This is a genomic window from Dyella japonica DSM 16301, from assembly GCF_001010355.1.
Classification (GTDB): Bacteria; Pseudomonadota; Gammaproteobacteria; order Xanthomonadales; family Rhodanobacteraceae; genus Dyella; species Dyella japonica.
This window is the reverse complement of the sequence record NZ_JPLA01000013.1, coordinates 133065-157394: the sequence shown is the minus strand read 5'-3', so window position 1 is coordinate 157394 and position 24330 is coordinate 133065. Positions and strand designations below refer to the sequence as shown.

Annotated in this window: 24 protein-coding genes; 15 read left to right on the top strand and 9 right to left on the bottom strand. The window is 64.5% G+C overall.

Going from position 1 to position 24330, the window contains the following annotated elements; translation table 11 throughout:
- Positions 1-15: 15 nt before the first annotated feature.
- The gene (locus tag Y882_RS05610) at positions 16-1002 is read right to left on the bottom strand and encodes an AraC family transcriptional regulator (RefSeq protein ID WP_211259123.1); all 987 of its coding nucleotides are present in this window, start codon (positions 1000-1002) and stop codon (positions 16-18) included.
- A gap of 77 nt (positions 1003-1079) precedes the next feature.
- Here Y882_RS05610 and Y882_RS19925 point away from each other — a divergent pair, with 77 nt between their 5' ends.
- The 6 genes from Y882_RS19925 to Y882_RS05580 all read left to right on the top strand — a co-directional run bounded on the left by Y882_RS19925 (position 1080) and on the right by Y882_RS05580 (position 6489).
- Positions 1080-2075, top strand: a complete 996-nt coding sequence (locus Y882_RS19925) for an oxidoreductase (RefSeq protein ID WP_046970895.1) — start codon at positions 1080-1082, stop codon at positions 2073-2075.
- A gap of 75 nt (positions 2076-2150) precedes the next feature.
- Positions 2151-3023, top strand: coding sequence for an alpha/beta fold hydrolase (locus Y882_RS19920; RefSeq protein ID WP_046970894.1), 873 nt, complete (start codon positions 2151-2153; stop codon positions 3021-3023).
- Positions 3024-3212: 189 nt separating this feature from the next.
- Positions 3213-3410, top strand: coding sequence for a DUF3311 domain-containing protein (locus tag Y882_RS05595; RefSeq protein ID WP_046970893.1), 198 nt, complete (start codon positions 3213-3215; stop codon positions 3408-3410).
- The gene (gene mctP, locus Y882_RS05590; RefSeq protein ID WP_046970892.1) at positions 3400-4881 is read left to right on the top strand and encodes a monocarboxylate uptake permease MctP; all 1482 of its coding nucleotides are present in this window, start codon (positions 3400-3402) and stop codon (positions 4879-4881) included. Before Y882_RS05595 ends, mctP begins: the two co-directional genes overlap by 11 nt.
- 25 nt (positions 4882-4906) lie before the next feature.
- The gene (locus tag Y882_RS05585; protein WP_046970891.1) at positions 4907-5392 is read left to right on the top strand and encodes a cupin domain-containing protein; all 486 of its coding nucleotides are present in this window, start codon (positions 4907-4909) and stop codon (positions 5390-5392) included.
- Positions 5393-5550: 158 nt separating this feature from the next.
- Positions 5551-6489 (top strand): LysR family transcriptional regulator, encoded by a 939-nt coding sequence (locus Y882_RS05580; protein ID WP_244466243.1) that lies wholly within the window; start codon positions 5551-5553, stop codon positions 6487-6489.
- Between the two features lie 8 nt (positions 6490-6497).
- Here Y882_RS05580 and Y882_RS05575 read toward each other — a convergent pair whose 3' ends face one another.
- The gene (locus tag Y882_RS05575; protein ID WP_046970889.1) at positions 6498-7541 is read right to left on the bottom strand and encodes an alpha/beta fold hydrolase; all 1044 of its coding nucleotides are present in this window, start codon (positions 7539-7541) and stop codon (positions 6498-6500) included.
- Positions 7542-7594: 53 nt separating this feature from the next.
- The gene (locus Y882_RS05570) at positions 7595-8686 is read right to left on the bottom strand and encodes a redoxin domain-containing protein (protein WP_052949697.1); all 1092 of its coding nucleotides are present in this window, start codon (positions 8684-8686) and stop codon (positions 7595-7597) included.
- Positions 8687-9114: 428 nt separating this feature from the next.
- Between Y882_RS05570 and Y882_RS05565 the strand changes: the two genes are divergently transcribed.
- From Y882_RS05565 to Y882_RS05555, 3 genes are read left to right on the top strand one after another with little or no spacing between them, the layout of a single operon-like run.
- A complete protein-coding gene (locus Y882_RS05565) occupies positions 9115-11394 on the top strand; it encodes a PAS domain-containing sensor histidine kinase (RefSeq protein WP_211259122.1) in 2280 nt (759 codons plus the stop codon).
- Positions 11391-11756, top strand: a complete 366-nt coding sequence (locus Y882_RS05560) for a response regulator transcription factor (RefSeq protein ID WP_046970888.1) — start codon at positions 11391-11393, stop codon at positions 11754-11756. Before Y882_RS05565 ends, Y882_RS05560 begins: the two co-directional genes overlap by 4 nt.
- A gap of 37 nt (positions 11757-11793) precedes the next feature.
- Positions 11794-12498 carry a response regulator transcription factor gene (locus Y882_RS05555; RefSeq protein ID WP_046970887.1) on the top strand — a complete coding sequence of 235 codons (705 nt, stop codon included), beginning with the start codon at positions 11794-11796 and terminating at the stop codon, positions 12496-12498.
- A gap of 47 nt (positions 12499-12545) precedes the next feature.
- Here Y882_RS05555 and Y882_RS05550 read toward each other — a convergent pair whose 3' ends face one another.
- Both Y882_RS05550 and Y882_RS05545 read right to left on the bottom strand, forming a co-directional pair.
- Positions 12546-13148 (bottom strand): peroxiredoxin, encoded by a 603-nt coding sequence (locus Y882_RS05550; RefSeq protein WP_046970886.1) that lies wholly within the window; start codon positions 13146-13148, stop codon positions 12546-12548.
- Between the two features lie 191 nt (positions 13149-13339).
- A complete protein-coding gene (locus Y882_RS05545; protein WP_046970885.1) occupies positions 13340-14530 on the bottom strand; it encodes an acetyl-CoA C-acyltransferase in 1191 nt (396 codons plus the stop codon).
- Positions 14531-14668: 138 nt separating this feature from the next.
- On the opposite strand from Y882_RS05545, the gene tehA reads away from it, so the two are divergent.
- Positions 14669-15658, top strand: a complete 990-nt coding sequence (gene tehA / locus Y882_RS05540; protein WP_046970884.1) for a dicarboxylate transporter/tellurite-resistance protein TehA — start codon at positions 14669-14671, stop codon at positions 15656-15658.
- Positions 15659-15701: 43 nt separating this feature from the next.
- Here tehA and katG read toward each other — a convergent pair whose 3' ends face one another.
- Positions 15702-17963, bottom strand: a complete 2262-nt coding sequence (gene katG, locus Y882_RS05535; RefSeq protein ID WP_046970883.1) for a catalase/peroxidase HPI — start codon at positions 17961-17963, stop codon at positions 15702-15704.
- A gap of 320 nt (positions 17964-18283) precedes the next feature.
- Between katG and Y882_RS05530 the strand changes: the two genes are divergently transcribed.
- On the top strand, positions 18284-18583 hold the full coding sequence (locus Y882_RS05530) for a hypothetical protein (RefSeq protein ID WP_046970882.1): 300 nt from the start codon (positions 18284-18286) through the stop codon (positions 18581-18583).
- Positions 18584-18643: 60 nt separating this feature from the next.
- Here the strand turns inward: Y882_RS05530 and Y882_RS05525 are convergent, their stop codons facing one another.
- Positions 18644-19090 carry an H-NS histone family protein gene (locus Y882_RS05525; RefSeq protein WP_046970881.1) on the bottom strand — a complete coding sequence of 149 codons (447 nt, stop codon included), beginning with the start codon at positions 19088-19090 and terminating at the stop codon, positions 18644-18646.
- A 169-nt stretch (positions 19091-19259) separates the two neighbouring features.
- Here Y882_RS05525 and Y882_RS05520 point away from each other — a divergent pair, with 169 nt between their 5' ends.
- The 3 genes from Y882_RS05520 (at position 19260) to Y882_RS19915 (ending at position 20819) form a co-directional block, all read left to right on the top strand.
- Entirely contained in the window at positions 19260-19895 is a 636-nt protein-coding gene (locus Y882_RS05520) for a nucleotidyltransferase family protein (protein ID WP_046970880.1), read from the top strand.
- Between the two features lie 78 nt (positions 19896-19973).
- Positions 19974-20558 carry an alpha-ketoglutarate-dependent dioxygenase AlkB gene (locus Y882_RS05515; RefSeq protein WP_244466241.1) on the top strand — a complete coding sequence of 195 codons (585 nt, stop codon included), beginning with the start codon at positions 19974-19976 and terminating at the stop codon, positions 20556-20558.
- A gap of 99 nt (positions 20559-20657) precedes the next feature.
- Complete coding sequence (locus Y882_RS19915) at positions 20658-20819, top strand: hypothetical protein (RefSeq protein ID WP_156171327.1); 162 nt, start codon at positions 20658-20660, stop codon at positions 20817-20819.
- A gap of 22 nt (positions 20820-20841) precedes the next feature.
- On the opposite strand, the gene ku is transcribed toward Y882_RS19915, so the two are convergent.
- Positions 20842-21768, bottom strand: coding sequence for a non-homologous end joining protein Ku (ku, locus tag Y882_RS05510; protein WP_046970878.1), 927 nt, complete (start codon positions 21766-21768; stop codon positions 20842-20844).
- 95 nt (positions 21769-21863) lie between these two features.
- Complete coding sequence (locus Y882_RS05505; RefSeq protein ID WP_162207394.1) at positions 21864-23699, bottom strand: CHASE3 domain-containing protein; 1836 nt, start codon at positions 23697-23699, stop codon at positions 21864-21866.
- A gap of 272 nt (positions 23700-23971) precedes the next feature.
- Here Y882_RS05505 and Y882_RS05500 point away from each other — a divergent pair, with 272 nt between their 5' ends.
- Positions 23972-24247, top strand: a complete 276-nt coding sequence (locus tag Y882_RS05500; RefSeq protein WP_156171326.1) for a hypothetical protein — start codon at positions 23972-23974, stop codon at positions 24245-24247.
- The last annotated feature ends 83 nt before the right edge of the window (positions 24248-24330 follow it).

Here is a 24330-nt window from a genome sequence, read left to right as displayed (position 1 = left end):
TGGACGCGCCCTGGCCTATAGACCGTCGACGGCGGCTCTGGCAGCGTCGTCTGCGCCTCTATCGCGAAGCTGCTCGCCATAGTGCCTCGGCGAAAGACCGACCACACGCTTGAACGCGTGACTGAAAGCGCTCTCAGAGGCATAACCCAAGGTTTCTGCCAGTGTCGCCACCGGCGCGTCGCCGCGGCGCAGCGCCTGTTCGGCCAGCCGCATCCGCCAGCGCGTGAGATACGACAGAGGGGCTTCGCCTGCCACGGCCTTGAAGTGCGTGGCGAAGCTGGTGCGCGACATCGCTGCGGCGCGCGCCAGCTGATCGAGCCGCCAGGCGCGCCCGGGTTCGCCATGGATCAGGCGCAAGGCAGGCGCGAGGCGCGCGTCGGTCGCCGCCCGCAACCAACCGGCACGCAACGCGCCGCCCGCGGCCAGATGCGCGCGCAGCACCTGGATAAACAACAGATAGCCCAACTGCATCGTGGCCAGGCTCGATCCAGGCAAGTCGGCGCGCTCGCGCTGCAGCTGATCGAGGATCCAGCGCAAGGCCTGTGCCTCCGGCGCAGCGCCGTGCACGTGGATATAGGTCGGCAACACATCCGCCAGCAACGCGCCGTAGGAATGATGCAGATGCACATGGCCACCGATCTGCACGACGTCCGCGTCGGCGATCGCCACGCCATCGACGGCCACCATCGGCTCGCTGCGTCCGGCAAACAACTCGTGCGAGTCGTGCGGCGTTGCCGTCAAGTCACTCGCCAGCACGAAGTTGCGTTTGGCCGCGAGCAGGATCACGTCACCAGGCTCCAGCCGCAGCGGACTTGCCTCGCCTTCCAGTTGCAGCCAGCACGCGCCACGCACCGCCGCGAAAAACTTGATCTTGTCCGGTGCTGGAAAGCGGATCGCCCACTGACCTGACGCGGCAAAGCCGCCGGTCACCAGCGATTGCACATTGGCCAGCTTGAGCACATCGGAAAGCGGATCGTTGAGCATGCCTGAACGATTGGGCATGAATGCAGGATTTTCAAGCATTCATCGTACGAGTTGCGCTGCCTAGACTAAGCGTCACCTTCATCGGAAACCTCCCCATGCCCAGCCTGCAAGCCCCCATCCATTCCGGCTTTTCTGCGGCCTCGACGGCGCAGGACGTGCTGGCCGGCATCGACCTTGCCGGCAAGACCGCCATCGTCACCGGCGGCTACTCGGGCATCGGCACCGAGACGGCGCGCGCACTGCGCGAAGCAGGTGCGCGCGTCATCGTGCCGGCACGCGATATCGAAAAGGCCAGGAACGCCCTGGCCGGCATGGATGTAGAGATCGCGGCCATGGATCTCAGCGACCCGACGTCCATCGACGCCTTCGCGGCGGCCTTTGTGGCCTCCGGCTCGCCATTGCACATCCTGATCAACAGCGCCGGCATCATGGCCTGCCCGCTGATGCGCGATGCGCGCGGCAATGAAATGCAACTGACCACCAATCACCTGGGGCACTATCAGTTGACGGCGTGCCTGTGGCCGGCCCTGCGGCGTGCGCGCGGCGCCCGCGTGGTCGCGTTGTCGTCGCTGGGTCATCGCTACGCGGCCATGGATTTTGACGATCCCAATTTCGAACATCGCGAGTACGACCGCTGGATCGCCTATGGCCAGTCCAAAACGGCCAACGCATTGTTCGCCATGGGCTTGGATACGCGTGGCGCGCCTCACGGCGTGCGCGCCTTCTCCGTCCATCCAGGCCGCATCGTCACCGATCTGGCCCGACACATGAGCACCGAAGAGCTGCAGAAGATCGGCGCCATCGACGAACACGGCCAGGCGGTGGTCGATCTTGCGCGTGGCATGAAGAGCGTGGCGCAAGGTGCCGCGACCAGTGTGTGGGCAGCCACCAGCGCGCAACTGGATGGCATGGGCGGCGTCTACTGCGAGGATGGCGACATCGCCGAGCTTGCACCCGACACCGAAGCTACGGCGGCAGGCCAGGCGAGCCTGTCGAGCGGCGTGCGCCCGTGGGCAGTCGATCCGCATGCAGCCGAGCGCCTGTGGACGCTCAGCGAACAATTGACCGGCGTGAGCATGACATCGACGTAAGCTTTACGGCGCATCGCGTCTAATCATTCGGCTTGCTGATCCACACAGCGCGTGATCAGCACACGAGTGAACGCCATGACGACGTATCAGAGCGTCCAGGTCCAAGGCCTGAATCTCTTCTATCGCGAAGCCGGCAGCAAGAGCGCGCCCACCGTGCTTCTGCTGCACGGCTTTCCGTCGTCGTCAAGGATGTACGACAAGCTGATACCCATGCTCGCCGTGCGCTATCACGTGATTGCCCCCGACTATCCGGGCTTCGGCCATTCCGATGCGCCAGACCCTGCCATCTTCGCCTATACGTTCGGGCATCTTGCATCGGTCATCGAGGCCTTCATCCGGCAGCTCGGCCTGCAGCAGTACACACTGTTCATGCAGGACTATGGCGGGCCGATCGGTTTCCGGCTGGCGCTCATGCATCCCGAGCGCATCCATGCGTTGGTGATACAAAATGCCGCGGCGCACGAGGAAGGGCTCGGGCCGCTTTGGGTCACGCGCCGCGAATATTGGGCCGACCGGACCGCCTGGGCCGACAAGCTGCGCGCGAACCTGATTTCCTTCGAGGCGGCCAGGCAGCGACACCTGGGGACTGATCCGCACACCGAGCTATACGATCCGGATCTGTGGACCGACGAGTCGGCTTTCCTGAGTCGCCCCGGCCAGGATCGCATCCAGGAAGATTTGTTCTACGACTACCGCACCAACGTGGCGTCGTATCCGCAGTGGCAGGCTTACCTCAAGACACACCAGCCACCCTTGCTGGTGTTGTGGGGAAAATACGATCCGTCGTTCGTGGAGCCCGGCGCCTGGGCCTACCAGCAGGATGTTCCGGCGGCGGAAGTCCACCTGCTGGATGCCGGCCATTTCGCGATGGATACCAAGGCCCTGCAAGTGGCCGATCTCACCCTGCAGTTTCTGGATCGCCATCGCATGCGCATGGCGCAGGCCTGAGGCAGCCTGCCGGAAAGGCACTAAGGGATTGTTGCTGCTCGCGGAAGACTGACTATCGATTCGTGGCTATTCGATCCTTGCGTGCAGCGTCATAGAGTTGAAGCCAGTCGCATGACGTTCGCGGTGATCCGGTGCCAGGGCAAGGCCGGCAGCGGGCGCCGCGTTGGCCACCCACGATGAGGTGTTCGCATGGCTCGTGATCGCATCCGTCTGATCTCCCTGCTGCTACTGCTGCCTTTCGTAGGACTGCTTTGGGTCTCGTCCTATAACAAGGCCGAGCCGGCGCTGTGGGGCTTCCCGTTCTTCTATTGGTACCAGTTGTTGTGGGTGCCGATCACGGTGATCCTGCTGTGGATCGTCTACGGGACATCGCGCCATGACGACTGAGCCCGACTATGTCGCCATCGGCGTGTTCACGGCGCTGTTTGCACTCGTCACTGTGATGGGCTTTCTGGCGGCGCGCTGGAAGCAGTCTTCCGAACCGACGAACCTGGATGAGTGGGGCCTGGGCGGACGACGCTTCGGCACCTGGATCACCTGGTTTCTGGTCGGCGGCGACTTCTACACCGCCTATACGATCATTGCCGTGCCTGCCCTGGTCTACGCCGTGGGCGCGTACGGTTTCTTTGCCCTGCCCTACACCATCATCGTCTACCCGTTCGTGTTTGCCGTGATGCCGGTGCTGTGGCGCATCGCCAAGGCACAGGGCCATATCACGGCGGCGGATGTGGTCTACGGACGCTTCGGATCGCGCGCGCTCGAACTGGCCGTGGCGATCACCGCCGTGATCGCCACCATGCCGTATATCGCGCTGCAGCTGGTGGGCATGGCGGCCGTGTTTGCCGCGCTGGGCTTGCGCGGTGAAATACCGCTGATCATCGCGTTCGTGATACTCGCCGTTTATACGTACTCCTCCGGCATTCGCGCGCCGGCACTGATCGCCTTCGTCAAGGACATCCTGATATACGTCGCCGTGATCGCGGCAGTGGCCGTCATTCCCAGCAAGCTGGGCGGTTATGGCGCCGTGTTCGATGCCGCCGCGCAGGCGTTCAAGGACAAGGGCAGCGGCGGCATCCTGCTGGATCCCAATCAGTTGCTGCCCTATGCCTCGCTGGCACTGGGCTCGGCGCTGGCAGCGTTCATGTACCCGCACACCCTGACCGGCATCTTTGCCAGCAAGAGCGCCAACACCATCCGCAAGAACGCGATGCTCCTGCCTGCCTATACCTTGCTGCTGGGCCTGCTCGCCTTGCTCGGTTACATGGGACACGCCGCTCATCTGAAGCTGGCCAGCAACAACGACGTGGTGCCGGCCTTGTTCAAGGCGCTGTTTCCCAGCTGGTTCGCCGGCTTTGCCTTTGCTGCGATCGGCATCGGCGCGCTGGTGCCTGCCGCGGTGATGAGCATCGGCGCGGCCAATGTGTTCACCCGCAATTTCTGGAAGGCCTATGTGAATCCGGCGGTCAGCCCGCAGGGCGAAGCGCGTATTGCCAAGATCGCCTCGCTGGTCGTCAAGGTGGGCGCGCTGCTGGCGATCCTGTATCTGCCCACGCATTTTGCGCTGGACCTGCAACTGCTGGGCGGCATGTGGATCCTGCAGACTTTTCCTGCACTGATGTTCAGCCTGTTCACCTCGCGCGTCGCTGCGCGCTGCCTGATGACCGGATGGGTCGCCGGCATGATCAGCGGCACCTGGCTTATCTGGTCGGATGGACTCAAGCCCATCCATCACTTCGCCTGGGGATCGCTGTCGATCTCGCTGTATACGGGGCTGGTGGCGCTGATCCTCAACCTGCTGGCGGTGGCGATCGTACACGCGATCGGCAGTCTCTCGTCCGCGAAGTCAACACACCCATAACCACTGCATCGAAGGAGTGAATGCCATGTCCTCTGCAAGAATTCTTGCGCTCGCCATGTTCGCTGCGCTTGCATGGTCGGCGCCACTGCCGGGCCATGCCGGCGGCTTGCCGGTCAAGACTTTCGGTTCCGTGTTGCCAGAGGACATTCAATGGGAAGCGTTCCCCGCCTTTCCACCCACGGCGCGGCTGGCCATCGTGGTCGGCGATCCGAAGCAACCGGGTCCTTACGTGGTGCGCGTCAAGGTTCCCGCAGGGGTCAAGCTGATGCCGCACACGCATCCCGAGGATCGTATTTACACGGTGATTTCCGGCGTGTTCTATATCGGTCTCGGCAAGACCTTCGATGAATCCAAGCTGGTGGCTTATGGTCCGGGTAGCGTGATCGTGCTGCCTGGCAATACGCCGCATTTCCATTGGGCAAAGTCGGGGGAATACGTGACCCAGGTTTCGGGCTATGGGCCGCTGGGCATCGATTACGTCGACGCCAACAACGATCCACGGCATCACTGATTTCACCCTGCCGTGTCGCAGCGTCGAGGCGACTGGTACGTAAGTGCAATTGCCCGTTCACGCCGCCCTCCGCAAGAATCAGGTGAATCATGGGGTGAGAGAAACACGCTCACCCCGGTCACCACGGGAGAGCGCCGACCATGGACCGCATCGAGGCCATGAAGATTTTCGTCGCGACCATCGACGAAGGCAGCCTTGCTGGCGCAAGCAGGAAACTGGGGCGATCGCCGGCGGCGGTCAGTCGCGCTGTGGCCTTTCTGGAAGCCTATGTGGGCGTCCAACTGCTACACCGCACGACGCGATCGATCCGGCTCAGCGAAGCCGGTGAGCCCTACGCCAGCGCCTGTCGCCGGTTGCTCGCCGACTTGCGCACGGCCAATATGCAGGCGGCACGGCAAAAGTCTGTCGCGCGTGGAACGCTCACCGTCACCGCGCCGGTGATGGCTGGTGAAGCTTTTGTCCGTCCCATCGTGGATGCCTTTGTGCAGGCCTATCCCGCAGTCAATGTTCGCCTGCATCTGAGCGACTGCCCCGCACCGTGGCTCGACGACGACATCGACGCGGCGCTGCGCATCGAACAGCTCGCCGATTCCAGCCTGATCGCCTTGCCCGTGGGCGAAGTGCGTCGCGTGATTGTCGCCTCGCCTCACTATCTGACGGGGCATCCCGTGATCCGCGAACCGGTCGATCTGGCGGGTCACGCGATCATCGCGATGACGCAATTCGGGCTGGACTCGTGGAGCTTTCCCGCGCTGCCCGGCGCGTCCACGCCGCGTGTCGTCCATTTCATGCCACGCCTGATCGTCAACAGCGTGCGCGGCGCCATCGATTCGGTGCTCGCCGGCGCCGGACTCACGCGGCTGTTTTCCTATCAGGTGGCTGCCGAAGTGCGCGAGGGTTCACTGCTCGTGGTCTTGGCCGATGCGGATCGGGCCCTGACCCCGGCGCAGCTGGTCATTCCCCATGGCCGTCTGTCCGTGCCCAAGGTCCGTGCGTTCGCGGACTTCGCCGTGCCGCGGCTGCGCGCGCATTTCAGCGGCGCCGCGGCGCCATGGCGGGCGCCGCGCCTGGCGGAGTTGTCCGTTCCGGTGGAATAGACGGCCACTCAGAGGTGATCGACATCCACCATGGCTTTGGCGAAGGCCTCCGGTGCCTCCTGCGGAAGATTGTGGCCAATGCCGCCGGCGATATCGCGGTGCGCATACTTGCCGGTGAATTTCTTCGCGTACGCGCTGGGATCAGGATGCGGCGCGCCGTTGGCGTCGCCTTCCATGGTGATGGTGGGCACGGTGATGACGGGACCGGCCGCGAGCTTCTGCTCGTACTCCTCATACTTCGCCTCGCCCTGGGCCAGGCCAAGACGCCAGCGGTAGTTGTGGATCGCAATGGCCACATGATCGGGATTGTCGAAGGCCGCCGCGGAACGATCGAAGGTGGCGTCGTCGAAATTCCATTTGGGCGAGGCAAGTTGCCAGATAAGCTTGGCGAAGTCGTGCCGGTATTTGTCGTAGCCCTCCTTGCCGCGGTCCGTCGCAAAGTAGAACTGATACCACCACTGCAGTTCCGCCTTGGGCGGCAGCGGCGTCTTGCCTGAGGCCTGGCTGCCGATCAGGTAGCCGCTTACCGACACCATCGCCTTGCAGCGCTGCGGCCAGAGTGCCCCGATGATATTGGCCGTACGTGCGCCCCAGTCAAAGCCGCCGATGGTCGCCTGCTTGATCTTGAGCGCGTCCATCATCGCCACGATGTCGACCGCCAGCGCTGCCGGCTCGCCGTTGCGCATCGTGCTGTCGGAAACAAAACGGGTGGTGCCATAGCCGCGCAAATACGGCACGATCACCCGATAGCCCGCCGCCGCCAGCAAGGGTGCCACGTCCACGAAGCTGTAGATGTCGTAGGGCCAGCCGTGCAGCAGCAAGGCCACCGGTCCGCCGGCGGGACCGGCTTCGGCATAGCCGATATCCAGGTCGCCGGCCTTGACCTGCTTGAGCGGTGCAAACGAGGTGTGTGCACTCGCCTTGGCGCCACCCTGCTGCGCATGGCCCAGGGTCGCCACGCCCAGCTGCGTCGCGGCGAGCGTGACTGCCGCGGCGCCAACCAGCTGGCGACGGCGAACGTCGATGTCATCGGTGGAGTCGGTGCGATTCATGGCGGGCCTCATGGGAGTGGAACACGTGCAGCCTTGCTCACGCAGTGGGCGATTCAGCCAAAGGTGAAGACAAACGCTTCGGCACCCGGATCGAGAAACTCGATTGCAAACTCGTGATCGAAAATCGGCAGCGGTTGCCGGATCAACTGATACATCCGCGGCGCCGTCACCGTGCCCTCGCCCTGCTCGTTCACGTCGATACCATGGGCTGACCCTGGCGGCTTGCCGTCGATGCTCACGCGAAAGCGGATGGACGATCCAGGCGTTGCCGGCCCCATCACCAGATGCAGGTCGCGCGCATGAAAGTGGTAGACGATGCGCCCTTGCGCCTTGTTGAGCACGGCCGAATGCTTACCCACCGTCCAGTCGCCCACCAGCGCCCAATGGTTGAGGCTGAGCAGCGAGGGCTTCGCGTAGATATTTCGCTCGCTGAAAAGACTTGCGCCGGTCGAGGCGAAATTCTCGCGTCGCTCGGAACCGACATAGGTTTCCGGTGACCTCACGTCATCCCAGTCAGGGGCCGCTTCGACACCGCGCGCATCGACGGTCACCAGCTCATGGCTCACCTGGGTCGCGCCGGCTTCGATCAGCAATTGCTGGATGATCCGCTCGGACGTGTCGTACTCGCCTTCGCCAAACACATGATGGCGTATCGCGCCCTTGGCATCGATAAAGTACAACGCCGGCCAATACTCGTTGTGGAAGGCGTTCCAGATGGCATGATCGCTGTCGATCGCGGTGATCATCGGAGGCCCGAAGCGCAGATCCTTCACCGCCTGGCGAACGTTGTCGGGGTCTCTTTCAAACGCGAACTCGGGCGCATGCACGCCGATCACCACCAGGCCCTGGTCCCGGTATTTGCTCGCCCAGGCGCGGATATAGGGCAGCTGCCGGATCGAGTTGATGCACGAATACGTCCAGATATCCACCAGCACCACCTTGCCGCGCAAGGCCGCCGGCGTCAGTGGCGGCGAATTGAGCCAGGCCACGGCGCCACCCAGCGACGGGAAGGATCCTTCATGAGGCAAATGGATCGCTCCGGACGTCGGCGCCTCGGCGCCAAGCTTTTCCCGCGCATGCGTCGCCAGTAGAAACACGGTGGCGAACACCGCCAATGCGACCAGCAGGCGCTGGTTTGCTTTCATGTCTTAGCCTTGATCCTCGTCGCAAACTGGACACCCGCGGCCGCGCTACGGACGTCTACTGCGCCATGCCAGGCAACGCCCGCGTCGTCGCGTCATCGCCAAACCTGGTGGTCCGCCTGCGCCCGCTGCCCTACCCGTCCGCGAGGCTGCACCCGTCGCCCATCCAGCGTCTATCGAGCTTTGGTATTGGTCTGCCTCGGACCCAACCGGCGCGCCGTGCCCGCGTCGTCACATCGTCTCCACACATGACGGCGCGAGCTGGGAGGGTCGTATGCCAGCGTTGTTGCTGGACGACAGGGTCGACATTGAAGTCACGCGCCGGCGGCCACCATGCGCACAGGCCGCGACGCGTCCGGCCGCTCGTCGACACCAAAGTACCATGGACGACGCTCGGAACTGTGGCGCATAAAACGTCGAGGAAGACCGTCGTGCAACACGAGTGGAACCGCATCTTCGACGCGCTCCCTGTCCCTGCGTGGACGGCGCTTGCCGACGGATGCGCGGACTTCGTCAATCCAAGCTGGTGCGAGTACACGGGACTGGGTTTCGATGAGGCCTTGGGCCAGGGCTGGCAAATGGCGATACATCCTGACGATCTTTCGGCGCTGCTTGCTAACTGGGATGCCATGGTGGCTACCGGAGCCCAGGGGGAGCTCGAAGTGCGAATGCGGCATTGCGAGGGAAACTATCGCTGGTTTCTGCTGCGGATGGGCCCGCTGACCGACGCGTCCGGCCTGGTGGAGCAATGGTGCGGCATCACCACCGACATCGACGAGCGCAAACGCGCCGAACTGGCCGCGCCAGCAGGCTTGCCGGATTTGCGCGCCACGCTGGACAGCATGCCGGTACCGGCAGCCGTCACGACCCGATCCGGCAAGTTGCTGCGCATCAACCAGCCCACGCGCCAGTACTTCGGCAAGACTTTCGCGCAACTCAAAAGCCTCAAGCCGTCCGATGTCGTCCATCCCGACGATCTGCCGTACATCCTCGGTGCGCAGTCCAAGGCATACGAGAGCGGCTCCACCTACAACGTACAGAGTCGCCACCGGCGCTCCGACGGCGTCTATCGGTGGTTCAACGTTATCGGCATGCCGTGGCGCGATGGGCATGGCGAGATCGCCTGCTGGCTGCATCTGCTGATCGATATCGACGATCAGCGTCGGCCCGAGGAAGCCCTGCGCACCGCCGAACGCAACCTGCACGCCACCATCCACACCATTCCTGCGCTGGTGTGGTCGGCGCGCACCGACGGATCGGCGGAGTTCTTCAACCAGCATTATCTCGACTATGTCGGACTGAGTGCGGAGCAGGCGCTGGGCTGGGGCTGGATGGTGGCCGTGCATCCGGACGATGTGGACAATCTCACGGTCTCCTGGCGCCTTATCCTGGCCTCGCACGAACCCGGCGAGATCGAAACCCGCCTGCGACGCTGCGACGGCGAATACCGCTGGTTCCTGTTCCGCGTCAATCCGCTGCGCAACGAGTACGGCGGCATCGTCCGCTGGTATGGCATCAGCATCGACATCGACGATCGCAAGCGCGCCGACGAAAAGCTGCGCCGCAGCGAGGCGTTTCTTGCCGATGGACAACGCATCAGCCTTACCGGCAGTTTTTCGTGGTGCCTGGACAGCGACGAGATCGTTTTCTCCGAAGAGCTCTATCGCATCTTCGGTTTTGCCCAGGGCAGCGCCGTCACGCTGGAGCGGATCACCGATCGCGTTCACCCCGACGACCTGCCGCTGCTTACCGAGAAGCGGATCGACGCGCGCACCGCGGGCAACGACCACGATTACGAAATGCGCCTGCTGATGCCCAATGGCTCGATCAAGCACGTGCACATCGTTTCCCACAGCACGCGAGGCCGTTATGGGCGGGAGTATCTCGGCGCCGTGCAGGACGTCACCCAGCGCCGCAATTCGGAAGAAACCCTCGGTGTCCTACGCGCCGAGCTGGCGAGCATGGCCAAGATCAACAGCCTGGGCGTGCTCACCGCATCGATCGCGCACGAGGTCAACCAGCCCTTATCCGGCGTCATCACCAACGCGAGCACCTGCCTGCGGCAACTGGCGGCCGATCCGCCGTGCATCGAAGGGGCCATCGACACCGCCAGGCGAACCATCCGCGACGGCCATCGCGCGGCCGATGTGATGACGCGCGTGCGCGCCCTCTTCAGCAACAAGGCCACGGTGTCCGAGTGGGTGAATTTGAACGACGCCACCCGCGAGGTCATTGCGCTGTCGCAGAGCACGCTCAAGAGCAGCCGCGTGATGTTGAAGGCCGAGCTGCTCGATGACATGCCGCTGGTGATGGGCGACCGCGTGCAACTCCAGCAGGTGATCCTCAATTTGCTGATGAACGCCACCGAAGCCATGCGCGAGGTCGACGATCGTCCCCGGCAAGTGGTGATCCGCACGGAGCGCGACACCGGCGATCGCGTACGCCTGACGGTGCGCGACTCGGGGGTAGGTTTCGGCCCCAAGGGCGTGAGCAAACTGTTCGACACGTTCTATACGACCAAGGATGGCGGCATGGGCATCGGGCTATCGATCAGCCAGTCCATCATCGAGCGCCACCGGGGGCGGCTATGGGCCGTGCCCAACGACGGGCCGGGCGTGAGCTTCTGGTTTTCCATTCCGCGCGCCAGCAAAGACGAGCCCGCCACACAGGCCGCAGCCACCAGCACGACGCGCAGCACGGGGCCGCTGTGACCGCAGGCCCCCTGGTCACCGTGGTGGACGACGACGAATCCGTGCGCGAATCGTTGCCCGACCTGCTGATGGAATTTGGCTACTCGGTGCGGGCCTTCCCATCGGCGGAGGCCTTCCTCAATTCGGACTGCATCGGCGCCGCGCGGTGCCTGATTCTGGACATGGCCATGCCGGGCATGTCGGGACTGGAATTGCAGCAGGTGCTGGCCCAAAGCGGACGCGATATCCCCATCGTCTTCATCACCGCCAGCCGCGACGAAACCATACGGGCGCTGGCGCTCAAGCGCGGCGCGGTCGATTGCCTGTTCAAGCCATTCAGCGAGTCGGTGCTGCTTGCCGCACTCAACACCGCCTTTCAATGAAGCGGACACCGAAGGTGCCCTCTGCGTGGAGACCGTCATGCGTTGGTTGAATGAGTTGGACCATCAAGCCAAACCCGGCAGCGACACGCCCGCTGCGCCCACCGTCTACATCGTGGACGACGATCTTTCGGTACGTGAATCACTCGATGCGCTGATCCGCTTCGAGGGTTGGCAGGTGGAGACGTTTGCTACGGCCGCGGACTTCCTGAATCGCCCACCGGTGCTGTTGCCCGGCTGCCTGGTCCTGGATCTCGCGCTGCCAGGGCTCAGCGGACTGGACCTGCAGAAACGCATAGCCGTCGAATGCGGTCATCTGCCTATCATCTTCATCACCGGCCATGGCGACGTCCCCACCACGGTCCAGGCCATGAAGGCTGGCGCGATCGAATTCCTCACCAAGCCGTTCGACCACGGCGTGCTCTTGCGCGCGATACCCAACGCCATCGAGCGTAGCCAGCATGCGCTTGAGCAGGCCGCCCAACAACGCGAGCTCGAAGATCGCTACGCCTCACTGAGCCGGCGCGAGCGCGAGGTGATGGCGCTGGTGGTGGCGGGCCTGCTCAACAAGCAGGTCGCCTGGGAACTGGGCATCAGCGAGATCACCGTGAAAGCCCATCGGGGCCAGGCGATGCGCAAGATGCAAGCAGGCTCGCTGGCCGAACTGGTGACCATGGCCGCGCGCTGCCAGCTTGCGCCACCGGAAAAGCGGCTCGCCTTCCCGCCTGCGGCCGTGGCCGGTTGAAACCCTACGGGGCGAGGTGCGCGGCAGCCGCCGCGCACCCGTCGCGATTACGGCGCCTTCGGGCTCTTCATCTGCTCGACCACGCTGAGCGACTTGCTCACGTGATCCTTGGGATGCAGGTGGTCGGTTTCCGAGGAAAGCACGGCAGCGATCTTGCCGTCGCTTCCGATCACGAAGGTGGTGCGTTCGATGAAGCCGTGATCGATGGCCACGCCGCGCACGTCGACCGCCTTGGGATCGGCGGCGGAGACCTTCAGGCCATAGGACTGGGCGATCTTGCCGTCGGGATCGGAAGCCACCGCAAACTTGCCGGCGCAGTAGTTGGGATCGGAGGAGAAGGTATTGAGGCGCTGGATGCTGTCCTCGGAGACGCCGATCACGGTGGCACCGGCGGCCTTGAACTTCTCCGTCTCCTGCGCAAACTCATGCGCCTCGATATCGCAGCCGCCGGTATAGGCCGAGGGGAAGAAGTAGACGACCACCGGACCCGTCTTCAGGGCGTCGGCCAGCGAGAAGGAGATGGTCTTGCCCGCCTTGCTGGCCGGAGCGTTGAAGCTGGGCGCGGTGTCGCCCTGGCCGGCGGCTGCAAAGGCTGACGTCGCCAGGGTCAGGGCGGTGATGGCGAGCGAACGGACAAGAACGTGTTTCATGGCGTGGAGCCCTTGTGGTGGAGAGGGAAGCCTGGCCGGGTAAGCCGCAAGCGTCCGCGGTTAGTACCCGTTGTGCGCGGGAAGGTTGCCATCTTGCTCCAACATGGGGCAATCCGCTCGTGTCACGGTTCGAGATGAAAGAGTTTTCATCTCGCCCGCGACGCCGCGCCAGCGCTCGGCCTGCACGCGCCTCAGACGGGCAGCTCCAGCGCCACCGCCGTGGCTTCCCCGCCGCCGATGCAGAGCGCGGCCACCCCTCGCTGCAGCTTCGCGCGCCGCAACGCGTGCACCAGGGTCACCAGCAAACGCGCCCCGGTGGCGCCAATCGGGTGGCCCAGGGCACACGCGCCACCGTGGACATTGATCTTGTCGCGCGGGATGCCCAGCTCCTTGGCGGCAATCATCGGCACCACGGCAAAGGCTTCGTTGATTTCGAACAGGTCCACGCTGTCGATCGACCAGTCCAGGCTCGCCAGCAACTTGCGGATCGCCGGCACCGGCGCGGTGGTGTACCACGCGGGCTCGTGCGAATGCGTGGCGTGGCCTTTCACGATGGCCAGCACGGGCCAACCCTGCTGCTCGGCGATCGAACGCCGCGTCATCAGCAAGGCGGCCGCGCCATCGGCATTGGCCGAGGCACTGGCGGCGGTGATGCTGCCGTTTTCCCGAAAGGCGGGCTTCAAGGCGGGAATCTTTTCGACGGAGACACGCTGTGGGTGTTCGTCGTCCTGGAACACGCTGGTACCCGTGCGGTCGTGCAGTTCGATCGGCGCGATTTCATCGGCAAAGGCCTGCTCGCGTGCCGCGGCCTGCGCGCGCTGCAGGGTCTCGATGGCCCAGGCATCCTGGGCGGCGCGATCGAAGCCGTAGCGCTCGGCGGCCATTTCGCCGAAGTCGCCCATCGGACGGCCCTGCTCATAGGCGTCCTCCAGACCATCGAGCATCATGTGGTCGAAGATCTGCTCGTGACCGACGCGATAGCCGCCCCTGGCCTTGGACAGCAGGTAGGGCGCGTTCGTCATCGACTCCATGCCGCCGGCCATGACCACCCGCGCCGAGCCGGCAGCGAGCAGGTCGTGCGCCAGCATGGCCGCCTTCATGCCCGAGCCGCAGACCTTGTTGATGGTGGTGGCGCCTACCTCGCGCGGCAGGCCCGCACCCCAGGCTGCCTGGCGCGCCGGCGCCTGCCGCTGCCCGGCCGGCAGCACGCAACCCATCAGCACTTCGTCAATGATGTCTGGCGCAACGCCCGAACGGGAGATGGCGGCGCGCATGGCGATGCTGCCCAGCGCATGACCGGCAAGACCGGATAAAGCTCCCTGGAAACGCCCCAGCGGCGTACGGGCGGCGGCGACGATAACGACGGGGTCGGCGGTGAGCATGGTGGGTCCGTAATCGAGTTTCTGGTATCCAGATTGTTATATGATTAGTGTCATATACAAGTTAAGGGCGGAGCAGTCGGGCGTTTCGCTCGACGCGCGCAGCGCTATCCTGCAAGCCCATCCAACGAGCGCCCCGACATGACACGTCTGCAGCTCCCGCTGGTTCCCGCAAGCTTCTTCGGCATCGTGCTTGGCCTGGCCGGACTGGGTAATGCCTGGCGCGTCGCCCATCGGGTATGGCAGTTGCCGGCCGTGGTTGGCGAGTCGCTGCTGCTACTGGCCGCCCTGGTATGGATCACCCTGGTGGCCTTCTATGTGGCCAAATGGATTTACGCCAGCCAGCACGCCAAGGGCGAGTTGGGCCACCCCATCCAATGCTGTTTCGTCGGCCTGATCGGAGTCACCGGTATGCTGGTGGCGGGCGCTGCCCTGCCCTATTCGCGCGGCTTCGCGCTTGGCCTGTTCGTGCTGGGCGTGGTCTATACGATCGCATTCGCCGCATGGCGTACCGGCGGACTCTGGCAAGGCGGACGCGACACGAGCCACACCACAGCCGTGCTCTATCTGCCCACGGTGGCAGGCTCCTTCGTCACCGCGGCGATCGCGTCCACCCTGGGCTATCCACAATGGGGTGAGCTTGCCTTCGGTGCGGGCCTGTTTTCCTGGCTGGCGATCGAATCGGTGCTGATCCACCGGCTCTACACCGCCGATGCATTACCGCTGCCGATTCGTCCCACCTTGGGCATCCAGCTGGCGCCGCCGACCGTGGGCGCCATCGCGTATCTGAGCCTGAGCAGCGGCCCGCCGGACCTGTTCGTGCATGCGATGCTCGGCTATGGCTTGCTGCAAGCCCTGATCCTGCTCCGCCTGCTGCCGTGGATCCGCGCGCAGCCGTTTTCGGCCGGCTACTGGGCCTTCACCTTCGGCGTCACGGCCCTTGCGGCCGCGCCGCTGCGCCTGATCGAACGCGGGGAAACCGGGCCGCTCGCGCTGCTCGCACCCTATCTGTTCGTCATCGCGAACCTGATCATCCTGGTGATGTCCGTGGCGACACTGAACCTGCTTGCCCGGGGTCGCTTGATACCACCGGTGGCCGCAGCGACACCGCCGGCGCCTGCTGCGCCATAAGCCAACGCCACGCCGGGGAACACCCGGCGTGGCGCGGCATCGATCAGGCAGCGAGATCGAAACGGTCCAGGTTCATCACCTTGACCCAGGCCGCCACGAAGTCGCGCAGGAACTTCTCCTTGCCGTCCTGTGCCGCATAGACTTCCGACAGCGCACGCAGCTGGGCATGCGCGCCGAAGATCAGATCGACGCGACTGGCCTTCCACTTCACCTTGCCGCTCTTGCGCTCGCGCCCCTCGAACACATCGTGCGAGGTCGACGACCATTCCACGCCCATGTCGAGCAGGTTGCGGAAGTAGTCGTTGCTGAGCGTTTCGGGCTGGTCGGTGAGTACGCCATGGGCGTCCTTGCCGGTGTGCACGTTGAGTACGCGCAAACCACCGATCAAAGCGGTCATCTCCGGCGCGGTCAGCGTCAGCAGCTGGGCCTTGTCGATCAGCAGCTGCTCGGCCGGGATGCTGTACTTGCCCTTGAGGAAGTTGCGGAAGCCATCGGCCACGGGCTCGAGCATGGCCACCGACTCGACTTCGGTCTGTTCCTGCGTCGCGTCCATGCGGCCTGGCGAGAACGGCACGTTGAGCGGATGTCCCGCGTTTTTCGCCGCCTGTTCGATGCCGGCGCTGCCGGCGAGTACGATCAGGTCGGCCAGCGAGATCTTCTTGCCGCCAGACTGGCTCTTGTTGAAGTCGTCGCGGATGCCTTCCAGCACCTTCAGCACCTTGGCCAATTCTTCGGGCTGGTTGACCGGCCAGTCCTTCTGCGGCGCGAGGCGAATGCGTGCGCCATTGGCGCCGCCACGCTTGTCCGAACCGCGGAACGTCGATGCCGAAGCCCACGCCGTCTGTACCAGCTGCGCGACGGAAAGTCCGGACGACTGCAGCTTCTGCTTGAGCGACGCGATGTCCTTCTCGTCCACCAACGGATGGTCGACGGCGGGAATCGGATCCTGCCAGATCAGTTCTTCCTTGGGCACTTCGGGCCCGAGATAACGGGCGCGCGGCCCCATGTCGCGATGGGTGAGCTTGAACCAGGCGCGGGCGAACGCGTCGGCGAACTGGTCCGGATTCTCCATGAAGCGCCGCGAGATTTTCTCGTACGCCGGATCCACGCGCAGCGCGATGTCGGTGGTGAGCATCGATGGCGCGATGCGTTTGTCCTTGTCGTGCGCATGCGGCACGGTGCCGGCGCCGGCACCATTCTTCGGCTGCCACTGGTTGGCGCCGGCCGGGCTCTTGGTGAGCTCCCATTCGAAACCGAACAGGTTCCAGAAGAAGTTGTTGCTCCAGCGCGTGGGCGTGCTGGTCCAGGTCACTTCCAGGCCGCTGGTGATGGTGTCGGCACCCTTGCCGCTGCCGAACGTGCTGACCCAACCCAGGCCCATATGCTCCAGATCGGCGCCCTCGGGTTCGGGGCCCACATGATCGGCGGGACCGGCACCATGCGTCTTGCCGAAGGTGTGGCCACCCGCGATCAGCGCCACCGTCTCCTCGTCGTTCATCGCCATGCGGCCGAACGTATCGCGGATGTCGTGACCGGCAGCGGCCGGATCGGGATTGCCGTCCGGGCCTTCCGGATTCACATAGATCAGGCCCATCTGCACGGCGGCCAGCGGGTTTTCGAGATTGCGTCCGCCGTCGGTGCGGCTGGTCTCGCTGCCATGCAATTCCGGCTCGGCCACCAGCACGCCTTCCTTCTCGTTGCCGGGCGTGCCCTTGCCGTAGCGGATGTCGCCGCCCAGCCAGGTCTTCTCATTGCCCCAGTAGACGTCCTGGTCGGGTTCCCAGGTGTCCTCGCGTCCGCCGGCGAAACCGAAAGTCTTGAAGCCCATCGACTCCAGCGCGACGTTGCCGGCGAGGATCATCAGATCCGCCCAGGAAATGCTCTGGCCGTACTTCTGCTTGATCGGCCACAACAGGCGGCGTGCCTTGTCCAGGCTCACGTTGTCGGGCCAGCTATTGAGTGGCGCAAAACGTTGCTGTCCGCGCCCGCCACCGCCGCGGCCATCGCCGATGCGGTAGGTGCCGGCGCTATGCCAGGCCATGCGGATGAACAGCGGGCCGTAGTGGCCGAAGTCGGCGGGCCACCAGTCCTGCGAATCGGTCATCAGTGCGGTCAGGTCCTTCTTCACCGCGGGCAGGTCGAGCTTCTTGAATGCCTCGGCGTAATTGAAGCCTTGATCGAGCGGATTGGATTTGCTCGAGTGCTGTGCAAGCAAGTCCACTCGCAATTGCTTGGGCCACCAGTCCCGGTTCGTCGTACCGCCACCGGCGGCATGGATGAAGGGGCACTTTGCTTCGGTTGACATGCGCTCTCTCCTTGGGAGGATGAACCCACTACACGTTCTTTCGATGCGTCAGGCGTCTATGCCCCTGTCGTGGCGGGAAACCGAAAGCGGTCGCCCAAGGTGCATGAGCCTGGTCCGGTGGGGCCGCCTGGACGCGCGTCGGGCGGGTTCTGGCGCGCGTCGACGGTGCCCGCAGTTGCCGGAGCTTACGCCCACCGGAGCGAAAGTTCCGTATTCGAGGAGAACCCGCATGGGCTGGCGCGCGGCGCGCCCTTGCTCGGTCATGCGCCTGCCACATGGGGCGGGCATGGTCGCGTCGTATCGGCTTAGAGAGTCTTGCCATGGCCAGCAAACACACAGCCATTGAGCCGTTGCGCGCATGGGATGGCGCCGTGCCGCTGCTGATGTCGCTCGCGGTCTTGCTGATGATCGCGTCCGAGCTGCTGAGGTACGGCCTGCACGCGCACCACGTCAACGACCTGGCCGATCACATCGCCCAGCTGCTGATGTTCGGGCAGATTCCCATCATGTTCTGGTTTGCCGCGCCCGGAAGTCGACGCGTCCGGCAGATCCTGCCCACGCTGGCCCTGCAGCTCGCGCTCTGGGCCATCACGTTTGCGCTCGCGGTCATGCTGACCTGAGCAGGCATCGCGCGGCGGTGGCCGTCAGGCCGACGACCACCGCAACGCGTTCAGTCCGTCTTAGGCTTTCTTCCGGCCAGCCGTCTTGCGCACCGCGCGCTTGACCGCCTTTTTCGCGGTCTTTTTCGCGGCCTTCGCGCGTTTGGGCTGGGCGGCCTTGGCGGCGCCACCGTCGATCAGCAGATCCGCTTCCGTCACGCCGCGACGCTTGAGCGCCTGCACGAACCAGATCGGCTGGCGTCCGCGTCCGGACCAGGTTACCGACGGATCGGACGGGTCGCGATACTTCGGCGCCACCGAGCCGGTCTTGCCCTTCTTGCCCGCGACCTTCTTGCCGCGCGAGGGATAGATATCGTCCAGGCTCAGGCCCGCATGGCTCAACAGGGCATCGATCTTTTCCTTGATGGCCCGCACGTGGGCCACCCGTGCCTCCTGCATATGGGCGCTCGCGTTGGCAATGAGAGCCTGCAGTTCTTTGGGCGTAAGGTTCTTTAGATCAATAGCCATCGATATACCTGCGTAGTGGGTTCACGCCCAGTCTATGACATTGAACGGCGCATGGCCCCATCGACGCGTCTGATTCGTACACGCCGCGGCATCGGTCGTCGACCAGGTCACTGCGGCGTTGACACAATCTCCACACGATCCGTCGCTGACTCTGCACATGAACAGCGCCATGAACCATCGCCAGCTGCGCGTGGGCGGCATCATCCTGGCAGCCGACAGCGCCAGCCGACTTGCTGCACTCAGGCAGGTGATCGCCATCGATGGCGAGCCCACCGTGCGGCGCGTCGCGCGCGATGCGCTGGCCGCGCGCCTGCAGCCCGTGGTGGTCGTGGTTGGTGCGCAAGGCGACGGCGTGATCGACTGCCTCAACAATCTGGATATCGTCCCGGTCGAAAACCCGGCATCGGCCGATGGCGCAGGCAGCTCGCTGGCCGAGGGCGTGAAAGCGTTGCTGGCCAGCGCACAGCCGCTGCGTGCGTTGATGGTGCTGCTGGCCAACCAGGCCTCGATCCGCGTCGGCCATATGGAAAAAATGCTCGCCGCGCACGCCGCCAAACCGGACCGCATCCTCGCCTGTGGCCGGCAGCGCACGCTGCGCCTGCCATGCATTTTCCCGATTGCCTATGCGCAGGAGCTCGCCACGCTGCACGCCGCGACCGGCGCACAGTCCCTGCTGCAGAAATACGCCGCGCAAGTCGACGCCTTCGACCTGCCCGAAGCCTTCCTCGATACCGACGACCCGGACGAAGGCGGCGCATGGCCGAGCCAGCAGACCAAGCCACCCACGGAAGACGGAGCCTTTTGAGGGCCGGACGGCCCTCTCGATTTCAGCCTGATCGCCCCCATCTTCAGGCCGATCCCAAGCCCTACGCCCTGCCCACCCGTGACGCAATTTTCGCTGTTTGCCCAAGGCCCCCTGATCCTGCTGGACGACGCCAGCGGACGGATCGTCTATGAGGAAAACCTCATCCCCGCCGAGCAGGCGTCGCAATGGCATGCACAGTTGCTGGACAGTCCGATCTGGCGGCAACAGCGTCGCATGATGTACGAACGTGAGCTCGACGTGCCGCGTCTGACCGCGCATTTCGCCGCCGAGGACGCCGATCTGCCGGAACCCTTGCGCAGCGCACTGGAGCAGGTTTGCGCCAGCACCGGCGAACACTTCAACAGCATCGGCCTCAATCTCTATCGCGATGAACACGACAGCGTCGCCATGCACAACGATCGCCTGGGCGATTTGCAGGAAGGGCATCCGATCGCGCTGATCTCACTCGGCGAGACGCGCCGCATGCATATCCGCAGCAAGAAGCATGCGCCGCCCCGGCGTTTGGACCTGGATCTGGCGGCCGGCAGCCTGTTGCTGATGAGCTGGGAAACCCAGTTGCATTACGACCACGGCATTCCCAAGCAGACCCATCCGCTGGGTCCGCGCATCAGCCTGGCATTCAGGACCCGCAAGGGCGACTGAGCGTCACGCTGAATCAGCAACGCCGCACTAACGTGGACGCGACGCCGCCTTGAAGCGCCAGGCGACAGCCTCGAGGCATTCCATGCAGAGGCCTCGGCCATGAGCACGCGCAAGAAAGAGCAGGACCCGCATCATCAACCGCCGGGCACGTCGGGCTATCCCGAACCGCAACCCACGCCGTCCAAGGGCAAGAGCATGCCCGACGAGAACACGCCGCACGAGCCGCAAAACAACCCTCGACAGAAACCCAAATCCTCGTGAGTGGATGAATCGGCCTGCAGGCTCAGGCCGTCGATCGTGCCGCGCGCTTGCGGGCGGGCGCTTTCTTGGCTGTCTTCTTGGCCACTCGCTTGCGGGGCGCGGTGGCCTCCTTGGCCTTGCCGCGTGTAGCCGCCTTCTTGGCCGGCGTGCGTTTCTTGCTGGCCAGGCTCTTCTGCAGCAGTGACATGAAATCCACCACGTTGGTGCTGGCGTTTTCCGGCGCTGCCGCCTCGTCTTCCACCGGCGTCACCACGCCCTTGGACTTCATGCGTTTCTCAATCACCTTGTGCAGGCGGTCGCGGAATTCATCCCGGAAGTCACCCGGCTCCCACTTTCCCGACATGGAATCGACCAGTTGTTCGGCCATCTGCAGTTCCTTGGCGGTGATGCGATAACTGGCCGTCTTGCCCGAGGGCAGCGCGTAATCGTCCACGTCCACCAGCTCCTGCGGATAGCGCAGCAGCACCAGCAGCAGGCTGTCGTCCTTGGGGATCACGGCGGAGAGATAGCCGCGTGTACGGATCACCACGCGTGCGATGCCGATCTTGCCGGTGCGCCGCAGCGTTTCACGCAGCAGCACGTAACCCTTTTCGGCTTTCTTGCCGGGCACCAGCACATAGGGCTTCTCGTAGTACTCGGGCCCCACCGCCGCCGCATCCACAAAGGCCTCCACTTCCACCGCCTCGCGGCCTTCCGGCGAGGCGGATTTGATATCCTCCGGCCGCAGCACCACGTAGCTGCCTTTTTTGTATTCGTAGGCCTTGACGATGTCCTTCCACGGCACTTCCTCGCCGGTATCGGCGTTGACGCGCTCGTAGCGGATGGGCGTGTTGCTGCGGCTGTCGAGCATGCGAAAATGCAGGTCGACGCGCCGCTCCGCCGGCATCACCGATACCGGCACGTTCAACAGGCCGAACGACAGCGTTCCAGTCCAGATGGGGCGGGCCATGGCAGGACTCCTCGAAGGACGAAGCCTGAGCAAAAGCCCTGTCGCGTGAGCCCGCGGTGAGCCACGCGTGAAATCACCGCGCGGGAGTTCGCCCGTCAGGCGTGCTCGCTGCTGCCGTCCTTGATCGCCGCCAGCATCTCGCGCGCGAGCTCCACCATGGTGAACGGCTTGCTGATCAGCCGCACGCCGGGATCGAGGATGCCGTTGTGGACGATCGCGTTGCGCGTATAGCCGGTCATGAACACCACGATCAGCTCGGGATAGCGCTGCCGGGCCTTGCTCGCCAGCTGGCGGCCGTTGGTGACGGGCATCACCACGTCGGTCAGCAGCACGCTGATGTCGGGATGCTCATCGAGCAGCACCAGCGCCGCCTCGGCGCCGCCGGCCTCCAGCGCGATATAGCCGATCTCGCGCAGCGCATTGACCACGAACAGGCGCACATCCTGATCATCCTCGACCACCAGCACCTTGTGCTGCGACAGCATGGCCTCCTCGCGATGAGGTGCGACGGTCTCGTCCAGCGCCTCGGAGAAATCGCGCGGCAGATAGATCTTCACCGTCGTGCCGACGCCGATCTCGCTGTAGATCTTGATGTGCCCGTGCGACTGCTTGACGAAGCCATGCACCTGGCTCAGGCCAAGGCCGGTGCCCTTGCCCAGCTCCTTGGTGCTGAAGAACGGGTCGAAGGCCTTCTGCATGACCTCCGCGCTCATGCCGCCACCAGTGTCGGTGACCGCCACCATCACGTACTGGCCGGCGGTCACTTCAAGGTGCTGCTTGGCGTAGGTGCGATCGAGCACGGTATTTGCCGTCTCGATGGTGAGCTTGCCCGAGCCGCCCATGGCGTCGCGGCTGTTGACCGCCAGATTGACGATGGCGCTTTCCAGCTGCGCGCGATCCACGAACGCCGGCCACAGGCCACCGGCCTGCACGGTTTCGATCTGGATGTTTTCGCCCAGCGACCGGCGCAGCAGCGCGGACATGTCGCGGATGCACTGGTTGATGTCGGTGGGCTTGGGCTGCAGCGCCTGCTGGCGGGAGAAGGCAAGCAGCTGCTTGGTCAGCTCGCCCGCCATCATCGCGCCATTGAGCGCGCTGTTGGCCGGCCCCTGCAGCCGGGCATCCTCGGCCGGCAGCCGCCGTATCAGCAATTCGAGATTGCCGATGATGATGGCCAGCATATTGTTGAAGTCATGGGCGACGCCGCCGGTGAGCTGGCCGATCGCTTCCATTTTCTGCGCCTGGCGCAGCTGCGCCTCGACATCCTCGCGCTGCTGGATTTCCTGCTCCAGGGCGTGCACGGATCGACGCAGCGCATGGGCGTGCTGCCGGCCTTCGCGTATCACCATATAGGCCAGCGCGCAGGCCAGGCCGATCGCCAGCACGATGGCGATCATCAGCAGCAGGCGCTGCGTATCCATGGCGGAGGTGCGTTTGCGCAGCACCGCCTGCTCGCCCCGGTCCATGCCGGTGACGACGCTGCGTATCTGCACCATCAACTGGCGACCGGTGTCGCCCTTGACCAGCGCCCCGGCTTCATCCAGCTGGCCGTTGTCGCGCAATTGCACGGTGCGGCCAAGCTCATCCATCTTCGCGGTGATGAGATCGAACAGCTGATTCTGCTGGGCGGCCCGCTCGGGGCTCAGCGCCACCATGCGGCGCAGCTGGTCCTCACGCTCCGGCAGCTGCGCCTTGGCCTCAAGGAAAGGCTGGAGGTAGGAGCGATCGCCCGTGAGCAGATAACCGCGCTGTCCCGTTTCAGCGTCCTGCACGAGACTGAAAAGCTCCCAGGTACTCTGCTGCAACTCCAGCGAATGCTCCACCCACCGTTCGGCCCGAAAACTCGAGGCCACGGCAAACACGATCAACACGCAGGCCACGCCCAGCAGCGCGAAGCCGCCAACGATGCCCCGCCGCATGCGTGAGCGCATGGTTACCGATACCATCGAAACCCCTTGGGACACCATCGCCGTTTCCCCCGCCACGCGACGAAGGCGCGCTGCCGGCGTGCCGGCAGCGTCACCGTTTCATAACGTTGATCCGGCGATTTTGCCTATACGCCAGGTGCTGTCAATGCAGTCTTTGTGGAGTGCCGGGAGCTCAATTCCATTCACACGATTTCTTGATACGGTCATCACCTTCCCTGCCGCTACCATGCCTTCACGCGCCACGTTGGCGCCAGGCTGGGGGAAATCGAATGCGCATGATGGCCACGCGTGAACGCAGTGTCACCTCGCTGGGGGAACGGGCGGCGTTTGACGAGGCCATGGCCATTTACCTCAGGAAGGTTGCCGATTGCCGGCGCAGGCGCCTGGGGGCGGATCTGCTGCTGGTGCTGGCGTGCGTGCTGCTTGCCGGAAGCGGACTGGTATCGCCCGCACTGCGTCTGGCGGTGTTGCCGCTGGCGTTCGGCGTGGCGTGGACCGGCGTCCACCTGGGCGAGCGGGCCTCACGTGCGCGGGCACGCCTACGCTGGTGAGCTGGACCGAGGGTTCGGATACCCGGTCACGCGGCAGCTCACTGATTGATTTCTCCGTCACCGACCAAGGTGACTGCAGGCAA